Genomic DNA, 7,191 nt, shown 5'->3' with positions numbered 1-7,191 from the left:
GGATCGTGTTCATCGCAGATGCTCCATTCGGGGGTCGGCACCCGCACCGAAAGGGGGATTCGGCTGTGCGGATGCAAGCACCGTCCGGCGCCCAAGAACCTCAAAGGGGGGAAGTCAACAACGGGCGGTACCCGCAGGGGCGGGGGATGCCCTCCACGTCGGCCCGTGACCATGTGTAACCACGCCCGGCCCGCCACCATTCCCGGGGACCCGGGCCCACCAGCACGCCCGGCGGCCAGGCCCTACTCGGCCGTACGCAGGGTGTAACGACCCCGCCCCGCCCACGATTCCGCCCCCACGATGCCCCCGACCACACCCCGAACCAGACAGCCCGGCACCGATGACCTGACAAGACACGAGCCGACCCGACCCCTTCGGACAGCCATGCCCAAACGGAACACCTCACGCGGACGGCCTGATCGGCGCGGACGGCCTGATCGGTGAGCCGCCGCGGAGATCTTGGTAGACGGCGGCCCCGGAGGGGCGCCTTCTTGCCAGGATCGCTGCGGAGTAGTCACCCGCCCGGCAGCGGCAGCCGGAACGGGCGGGCATCCGGGGAGGGTGCCCACCAATCGGACGCCGGGCCGGATGCGGTTCCTTCGGTACGGACGGGACCGGCCGGCCCCCGATGCGGGGACCGGCCGGTGTCACGGGGTTGTCACCAGAGCTGGGAGACGATGTCCGCCGCCTGCTCCTCCCACTGTGCGTACGCGAAGGGGTAGGCCGAGACCTGCACGGTCTGCGCCGCGGAGGTCAGCGGCAGGTCCTGCCAGCCGTCCACCTCCTTCAGCGCCCGGAAGAACGCCTGCGAGGCGTACTCGGGGTCGGTGATCTGGTCGGGCGAGCCCCAGCCCGACGACGGGCGCTGCTGGAACAGGCCCTGCGAGTCGTGGTCGTTGTACGCGCCCAGGTGGCCGAGGTTGTAGAGCTTCGACTCCTGCAGCGAGGTGGCGATCCCGATGACCGCGCCCCGCTCACCCACGCCGGTCTCCTTGGCCTCCTCGACGATGGCCCTGGCGTTGGCGAGCTGCGCGTCGTCGAGCGGGACGCGCGACTGGGCGCCCTGCACGCCGTGCGGGATGAGCTTCTCCCGGCCGGGCCTGTCGGCGGACGGCCTGGTGGTGGTGCCGCCCGTGGTCAGCGCCGACTCCTCGGCCGCGCCCGGCCTGCCCTTGCCGGTCGCCTGCTCGATCGCCGCCACCGCACCCTCGTGGGGCGTGGCGGTGACCGGGGCGGCCACGGCCGTCGGCCCGAAGGCGAGGCCACCGAGGGCGGCGACGCCCGCCACGCTCAGCGCGATCTTGCGGTTCGGGTCCTTCGAGTCCTTCGCGATGGCCGGGAGCCATCGAGTGAAGTCGTGCTTCACGATGGTTGCCCTTTCGGTCAGGCGAAGCGCTCCCTGGATGAGCACTCCTGGAGGGGGAACTTCCGCGCCGGACGGGGTTTCGGCTCCGGCGGTACGGGGGACACAACCAGCTCGGACCTGTCGGTCATTCCGGATATGCGCCAGCCTCGTCCGGCTGTGACCCAGCTCGCCCGGCGTTCGTGACGAACAGGCACTGGGCGGGCGGTTCCCGGCCCGTGCGGTGCCGGGTGGGCGCCGGAGCGACACCGGTGTTTCACCCGGTGGGCCCCCCTCGGTACGGGCGATTACAGTAGGGACGCCAAGTGCGGGCGACGAGTGACTGGTGGTGCCGTGGTCGAGCAGATGACCCTGGGTGGCCATGTCTGCCGGACCGTCGCCCCGTCGGCCGCCGGGATCGCGCGAGCGCTGCGCGACGGTCGCTGCGGGCGGCCCGCATGAGCGGCACGCGATCCGAGGTGTGCGACGCCTTCGTACACGAGGGGTTCTTCTACCACGACGCGGACGCCCTGCTCGCGGGCACGGTGCCGTTCATCACCGACGGGCTCGCCGCCGGGGAGCCCGTGCTGGTCGCGATGCCCGACGCCAACCTGCGGCTGGTGCGCGCCGCGGTCGGACGCGCGGACGCCGTGCGCTGGGCCGACATGACGCGGGCCGGCCGGAACCCGGGCCGGATCATCCCATGGGTGTTGCAGGCGTTCATCGAGCAGCACGCCGGCCGCCGGGTGCGGATCATCGGCGAGCCGATCTGGGCCGGGCGCAGCGACACGGAGTACCCGGCGTGCGCCCAGCACGAGGCACTGATCAACATGGCGTTCGCCGGCCGCGAGGCGACCATCCTCTGCCCGTACGACACCGCCGGGCTCGCCGCGGACGTGCTGGCCGACGCCTACGCCACGCACCCGGTCCTCGTCGACGCCGCCGGGCGGCGGCCGAGCGCGCGGTACGCACCGGCGGAGGTGGTGGCCCGCCACAACGCGCCCCTGTCGGCTCCGACGGAGCCGGTCTCGACGCTGGTGTACCAGCTCGACACACTCTCCCGCGTGCGCCGGTTCGTCGCCGGGCACGGCGAGGCCGTCGGGCTGGACGAGGACCAGCTGTCCGACCTGCAGATCGCGGTGACCGAGTTGGCGACGAACAGCGTCGCGCACGCCGGTGGCGCCGGTGAGCTACGCGTCTGGCGGACCGCCGAGCACCTGGTCTGCGAGATCCAGGACGACGGCTGGCTGGCCGACCCGCTGGTGGGGCGGCTGACCCCGGCCGCGGACGGCATCGGCGGCCGGGGTCTGGTGATCGTGCAGGCGCTGTGCGATCTGGTCCGCGTGCACACCACGGTCGCCGGCACGACCGTCCGGATGTACGTGCGCCGTCCGGCGTGACGCGGGTCCTTCCGACCGGCGGCGGCTCCCCGTGACCGGCACGCACGACCGCCCGGCGGTCGTGCGGGGTCAGTGCCCGCGGGCCAGCCACTCGTCGAGGTGCGGGGCCTCCGCGCCGATGGTGGTGCTCTCCCCGTGCCCGGTGTGCACGACCGTCTCCGGCGCGAGGGTGAGCAGCCGGTCCCGGATCGAGGCGACGATGGTGCCGAAGTCGCTGTACGAGCGCCCGGTCGCCCCCGGCCCGCCGGCGAAGAGCGTGTCGCCGGTGAACACCACGCCGAGCTGCGGCGCGTGGAAGCTGCACGCTCCGGGGCTGTGGCCCGGTGTGTGCAGCACGGTCAGCGCGCTGCCCGCCACCTCGACGACCTGCCCGTCGCGCAGCTCACCGTCCGGCGCCTCGTCGGGGTGGACCATGTCCCACAGCACCCGGTCGGCCGGGTGCAGCAGCACCGGCGCGCCGGTGGCCCGGGCCAGCGCCGGGGCCGCCCGGACGTGGTCGTCGTGCGCGTGGGTGGCGAGGATCGCCCGGACCCGCCGGTCGCCGACGGCGGCCATGATCGCGTCGACGTCGTGCGGGGCGTCGACGACGACGCACTCGGTGTCGTCGCCGAGCACCCACACGTTGTTGTCGACGTCGAAGCTCTGGCCGTCGAGGGAGAACGTGCCGGAGGTGACGGCGTGGTCGACGCGGGCCGCCATCAGAGCACCACCACCGAGCGCAGCACGTCGCCGCGATGCATCCGGGCGAACGCCTCCTCGACCTTGTCCAGGGCGATCTCCTCGGTGACGAAGGCGTCCAGGTCGAGCCGGCCCTGCAGGTAGAGCTCGGTGAGCACGGGGAAGTCACGGCTGGGCAGGCAGTCGCCGTACCAGCTCGACTTCAGCGCGCCGCCGCGGCCGAAGACGTCGAGCAGCGGCAGGTCGACGGTCATCTCCGGGGTCGGCACGCCGACCAGCACGACGGTGCCGGCCAGGTCACGGGCGTAGAAGGCCTGCTTCCAGGTCTCGGGACGGCCGACCGCGTCGATCACCACGTCGGCGCCGAAGCCGCCGGTGGCGGCGCGGATCGCCTCGACCGGGTCGTCCTCCCCGGCGTTCACGGTGTGGGTGGCGCCGAACTTGCGGGCCCAGTCGAGCTTGCGGGGGTCCGTGTCCACCGCGACGATCGTCGTCGCGCCGGCCAGCGCGGCGCCGGCCACCGCCGCGTCCCCGACGCCGCCGCAGCCGATCACGGCCACCGAGTCGCCCCGGGTGACCCCGCCGGTGTTCATGGCGGCGCCGAGACCGGCCATCACGCCGCAGCCGAGCAGCCCGACGGCGGCGGGCCGGGCCGCCGGGTTGACCTTGGTGCACTGACCGGCGTGGACCAGGGTCTTCTCCGCGAAGGCGCCGATGCCCAGCGCGGGCGTGAGCTCGGTGCCGTCGGTGAGGGTCATCTTCTGCGCCGCGTTGTGGGTGGCGAAGCAGTACCACGGGCGGCCCCGGCGGCAGGCCCGGCACACCCCGCAGACGGCCCGCCAGTTGAGCACCACGAAGTCGCCCGGCGCGACGCCGTCGACGCCCGGCCCGACCTGCTCGACGACGCCGGCGGCCTCGTGGCCGAGCAGGAACGGGTAGTCGTCGTTGATGCCGCCCTCGCGGTAGTGCAGGTCGGTGTGGCAGACCCCGCAGGACTGGATCCGCACGATCGCCTCGCCCGGCCCCGGGTCGGGCAGCACGATCGTGGTCACCTCGACCGGCGCGCCCTTGCTGCGGGAGATGACTCCCCTGACCTCCTGGCTCACGCTTCCTCCTGCTCCACGCCGACGCGTCGCGCCGCCGTCCGTCGGTGCGCTGACGCGGCACCTCGATCACGTCCCTCGGGCCGAAACTACCCCCGATCGTCGCGGACGACCGGGGCCGCCGGGCGGTTATCGCGGGCGGCGAGGGGTAGGCGGGGGCACGGTTCGACAGTCGGACGGGAGTAAGCCATGAGGGTCAGCCATCTGCCGCTGCGGCTCAGCATCGGCGCGTTCGTCCTCAACTCGGGGATGGGCAAGCGGTCGCTGGAGGGGGAGGCCGCGCAGGGCGTGCACGCGATGGCCGTCGGCGCCGTCCCGCAGCTCGGCAGGCTCGACCCGGACCGGTTCGCCCGGGTGCTCTCCCGGGCAGAGATCGCCCTGGGCGCCGCGCTGCTCGCGCCGTTCGTCCCGTCGGCGCTGGCCGGCCTGGGGCTGGCCGCGTTCGGCGCGGGTCTGGTGCAGCTCTACCTGAGGACCCCGGGGATGCGCGAGCCGGGCAGCGTGCGGCCCACCCAGGAGGGCATCGGCCTGGCCAAGGACGTCTGGCTGCTCGGGGCCGGCCTGACCCTGGTACTGGACGATCTCACCCACGGCCGCCGGCGCCGCTGAGGTCTCGCAACCGGCCCGGGGTCGGCTGGGGCCGTGGCGGGTGCCCGCGCGGTCAACCGGGGGTCGCGGCGGGTGCTCGCGCGGCGAGCTGACGGCGGGCCGCGTTGCGGTAGCGCAGCACCTGGACCGCGCCGAGCGCCCAGAGGACGTACTGCACGGCGAAGGCCCAGCGGAAGGCGGCCAGGTCCGGGGTGGCCCGCCCGGCCGGGGTGGCCAGGTCGAGCACCACGCCGACGGCCAGCACCAGCACGATCGAGGCGACGAAGCCGCCCACGTTGACGACCCCGGTGGCGCTGCCGATCCGGTTGACCGGATTGAAGCTGCGCGCGTAGTCGAAGCCGATGAGGGAGGCCGGGCCGTTCACCGCGAGCACCAGTACGAGGGTGACCAGCAGCCAGCCCGGCGCGCGTCCCGGCCAGGCGAGCACGACCGTCCAGACCGCGGCGCTGGCGCCGGTGATCGCGAAGACCAGCACCGAACGGTGGAACGGGTGCCGGGCGCAGAGGTGCGCGACGACCGGCCCGGTCAACAGCATGGCGGCGGTCATCAGGGTCAGCAGCGACGCCGCGCCGGTGGGGCTGAGTCCCTGCCCCTGCACCAGGAACGGGTACCCCCAGAGCAGGGCGAACACGGCGCCGGAGAACTGGGTGACGAAGTGCGTCCAGAGGCCCAGGCGGGTGCCCGGCTGGGCCCACGCGGCGGCCAGCTCCCGGCGTACGCCGGCGAGGGTGGGCGCCGCGCCGGCCGACACCGGCCCGCCCGGGGTGTCCCGGACGGCGACGACGACCATCAGCAGCACGCTCGCCCCGACCGCCCCGGCGGTGAGGAAGGCGGGGGTCCAGCCCGCCGAGTGCAGCAGGAACACCAGCGGTACGGCGCCGAGGATCGCCCCGAGCTGCCCGAGCGTGCCGGTGAGCTGGGTCATCATCGCGTAGCGCCGCCCGGGGAACCACAACGCCACGATGCGCAGCACGCTGATGAAGGTCATCGCGTCGCCGAGCCCGATCAGCACGCGGGCGGCGATCGCCAGGGGCACGTCGGTGGCGAGGGCGAAGCAGAGCTGGCCGGCGACCATCAGCGCGCCGCCGACGATGAGCAGCCGGCGGGACCCGAACCGGTCGAGCAGCACACCCACCGGGACCTGCATCGCCGCGTACACGGCGAGCTGGGCGACGGAGAAGGTGGCCAGCGCCGAGGCGCTGACGTCGAAACGGTGCGCGGCGTCCACGCCGGTGACGCCCAGCGAGCTGCGGTGGAACACGGCGGCCACGTACGCGGAGACGGCCACGCCCCAGACGAGGCCGCCCGCCGACCGGCGCGCGGAGACCGGTGCGGTCAGCACCCTCACCGCAGGGCCCGCAGCACGGCCGCGGCGTTGTCGATGTGCGCGGCGACGGCGGCGAGCCAGCGCCGGGGATCGTCGGAGCCGAGCGCCGCGACCTGCTCGGCGTGCTCGGTGAGTGCCGTCCCGGCCCAGCCGGGCGAGAGCCGGAAGCTCGCCTCCCCCATCCGCAGCTGCCGGTCGCGCAGCCGCTGGTACAGCTCGGCGAGGATCTCGTTGCCGGCGGCGTCCACCACCGTGGCGTGGAAGGCCCGGTCGGCCTGCATCAGGGCGGTCAGGTCGCCGGCGGCGTGCGCGTCGCGCATCTCGGCGAGCCGGGCGGCGAGGTCGCCCCGCAGCGCCGCGCGCCGGGGCCAGACCCGCTCGGCGGCGTGCAGCTCGACCAGCCGCCGTGCCTCGATCACGTCGGTGATCTCCCGGGCGGAGACCGGGCGGATCAGGGCGCCCCGCTTGGGATAGAGCCGGACCAGTCCTTCCGCCTCCAACCGCAGCAGCGCCTCCCGGACCGGCGTGCGGGAGACCCCGGTGGCCTCGGCGATCTCCCCCTCGCTGACCAGCGACCCGCCCGGGTGGACCTGCTCCAGGATGTCGCGCTTGAGGCGCCGGTAGGCACGTTCGGCGGCCGAGGGCGCGGCCGTCCGACCCGACGGCGAGGGATGCGTCATGTATCTATCGTGGGTCCCGCCTTCTCGGCGCGCCCCGCGCCCCCGCCGGGGG

Annotated in this window: 7 protein-coding genes; 2 read left to right on the top strand and 5 right to left on the bottom strand. The window is 74.2% G+C overall.

The genetic code is table 11. The features are described from left to right. Nucleotides 1–658 precede the first annotated feature (658 nt). Complete coding sequence (locus tag V6U77_RS25585) at nt 659–1,366, bottom strand: hypothetical protein (RefSeq protein WP_334609251.1); 708 nt, start codon at nt 1,364–1,366, stop codon at nt 659–661. Between the two features lie 434 nt (nt 1,367–1,800). Here V6U77_RS25585 and V6U77_RS25580 point away from each other — a divergent pair, with 434 nt between their 5' ends. Continuing rightward, a complete protein-coding gene (locus tag V6U77_RS25580) occupies nt 1,801–2,742 on the top strand; it encodes a sensor histidine kinase (protein WP_334609250.1) in 942 nt (313 codons plus the stop codon). Nucleotides 2,743–2,811: 69 nt separating this feature from the next. Here V6U77_RS25580 and V6U77_RS25575 read toward each other — a convergent pair whose 3' ends face one another. Both V6U77_RS25575 and V6U77_RS25570 read right to left on the bottom strand, forming a co-directional pair. After that, nucleotides 2,812–3,441, bottom strand: coding sequence for an MBL fold metallo-hydrolase (locus V6U77_RS25575; protein WP_334609249.1), 630 nt, complete (start codon nt 3,439–3,441; stop codon nt 2,812–2,814). Beyond that, a complete protein-coding gene (locus tag V6U77_RS25570; protein WP_334609248.1) occupies nt 3,441–4,526 on the bottom strand; it encodes an S-(hydroxymethyl)mycothiol dehydrogenase in 1,086 nt (361 codons plus the stop codon). Before V6U77_RS25570 ends, V6U77_RS25575 begins: the two co-directional genes overlap by 1 nt. 186 nt (nt 4,527–4,712) lie before the next feature. Here V6U77_RS25570 and V6U77_RS25565 point away from each other — a divergent pair, with 186 nt between their 5' ends. Next, nucleotides 4,713–5,132, top strand: a complete 420-nt coding sequence (locus tag V6U77_RS25565) for a hypothetical protein (protein WP_334609247.1) — start codon at nt 4,713–4,715, stop codon at nt 5,130–5,132. 52 nt (nt 5,133–5,184) lie between these two features. Here the strand turns inward: V6U77_RS25565 and V6U77_RS25560 are convergent, their stop codons facing one another. Together V6U77_RS25560 and V6U77_RS25555 are read right to left on the bottom strand one after the other, a co-directional pair. Then, nucleotides 5,185–6,480, bottom strand: a complete 1,296-nt coding sequence (locus V6U77_RS25560; protein WP_334609246.1) for an MFS transporter — start codon at nt 6,478–6,480, stop codon at nt 5,185–5,187. Further along, nucleotides 6,477–7,139, bottom strand: coding sequence for a GntR family transcriptional regulator (locus V6U77_RS25555; protein ID WP_334609245.1), 663 nt, complete (start codon nt 7,137–7,139; stop codon nt 6,477–6,479). The genes V6U77_RS25560 and V6U77_RS25555 overlap by 4 nt, the downstream gene beginning before the upstream one ends. Nucleotides 7,140–7,191 lie beyond the last annotated feature (52 nt).

Origin of the sequence: Micromonospora sp. CPCC 205546, from assembly GCF_036902715.1 — a bacterium.
GTDB lineage: Bacteria > Actinomycetota > Actinomycetes > Mycobacteriales > Micromonosporaceae > Micromonospora.
Note: the sequence above shows the minus strand (reverse complement) of the source record. Positions and strands in the feature narration are given on the sequence as shown.